The sequence below is a fragment of the bacterium endosymbiont of Bathymodiolus sp. 5 South genome (assembly GCF_900128535.1).
Classification (GTDB): Bacteria; Pseudomonadota; Gammaproteobacteria; order PS1; family Pseudothioglobaceae; genus Thiodubiliella.
In genome coordinates this window covers 1-1,620 of the sequence record NZ_FQTR01000276.1, presented here as the reverse complement: position 1 = coordinate 1,620, position 1,620 = coordinate 1, and the positions used below count along the sequence as shown (strand labels likewise).

The 1,620-nt window shown below is 33.5% G+C and carries 2 protein-coding genes; both read left to right on the top strand.

Annotated elements, in window-relative coordinates; translation table 11 throughout:
* A partial coding sequence (locus BBROOKSOX_RS10785) for a hypothetical protein (RefSeq protein WP_180324015.1) occupies positions 1–403 on the top strand: 403 nt, incomplete at its 5' end.
* Positions 404–1,207: a sel1 repeat family protein gene (locus BBROOKSOX_RS10780; protein ID WP_139661786.1), complete on the top strand. Its 804-nt coding sequence runs from the start codon at positions 404–406 to the stop codon at positions 1,205–1,207. It abuts the gene before it with no gap.
* Positions 1,208–1,620 lie beyond the last annotated feature (413 nt).

Below are 1,620 nucleotides of genomic sequence, written 5' to 3'. Positions count from 1 at the left end.
CGGGGTTGCCGCTGAGTTGGGTGGCGGTAAGTTTGCTAATGGCGGGATGAGTGCGGCGTTTAGTAGGATGTTTAATGATTTAGCAGTAAAGCTAAGAGATTCTGTCACTAGTCTCAAGGATCCAGTAATACAAGGACTCATTTCAGGAGGGAATCCGGCTAGGAATTGCGGACCTGTTATGATATGTATACAATATATGAGAGATAAACATAATAATCCCACCGATATTCCTACTCCTAATCCTTGGGACATGAATATGAGTTATCTTAAGATTCTCAAAGCTAGTGCTTATGATGTTTTGGGATATCTTGGGAGAGAAATGTATTATGAAAGTGTTTGTAGTTCTTTAAATTACTACGCTTGTCGTGGAAAAGGTGCTGCGTGGCTACCACCAGAGGATTGAATGATAAGGCGTATAATATTTATTCTTCTCTTATTGGGTGCGAGCAGTAGTTCTGTAATTGCATATAACCTTAATATAGAAGGAAGAAGACTGCACAATCTTGGTGTTGATATGTATGTAGGTAATAACCAATTTAGAGTTAATAAGAAGTTGGCTTGTGATTTATTTTCAAAATCAGTAAGGCTAAAATTTTTAAAAAGTTATTATTATTTATCTTTGTGTCACAGAGATGGCATTATAGAAAAATACCCTGTAAATAAAGCTATAAAGCTACTCACCGATGCGATTGATAAAGGGATGAGGTATTATGATTTGGAATTGGCAGATTTGTATATTAGATATAAACCAAAATCAGCACATAAAATAGAAAATTATTTAAATGCTTACTTAGTAAAAAATAGAGATGAATGGGGTAATAGAAACTTTTATTTAGGTTATTTATACTTAATAGGGTTATCAAAAGAAATAAATAAATCTTTAGGGGTAAAATATTTATTTAAATCTATGATTAATGGTAATATATACGCATTATCATTTTTTACATATATTGCAGAAAATGGTGTTTATTTGAATGGAAAATTAAATAAAAAGTTTTCTCAAGAGGCTAAGAAAACAATATTGATATTTAATAGTTTAGGTTATAAGTTGCTAAAAGAAAATTATAGCATAGCTAAGCAAAGCAATTTAAGTATATCTTATGAAAAGGCTGTAGATTACCTTAAGGAAAATAATTTTTTTAATCAAAACTTAAAAAATAATGAAATGCATGATATAGAAAATATTTTAAAGAATCCAAATCCCTGAGATATTGGGGGCGCCTTGAATTCAACTTGCAAGTGCAACACATTCCATAGAAAATGTGATTATGAACAACTACCAGCACCTAAGATCTGAAGAGCGAGCATTAAATCAGATATTGGGGACGCTACCCTTTTTTTAATTGGTATTTTATTTATCCCAAGATTAAATGTTTATGCAGCAGGATTTTTGTTAGGCAGGATAGGAAGCAAAGGTGATTTAAAACAAGGAATATTAGGTGCATTAACAGCAGGATTTAATGCCAAGGTATTGCACCAATGAAAGCGGGTTTTAATAAACTTATAGCCCATGGCGTAACTGGTGGCGTGCGAAGTCGATTGTCTGGTGGTAGTTTCAAAAGCGGATTCTTAGGCTCAGCTGTCAGTTATGGCGCAAGTTGGTCAGGTGCATATGAGGCG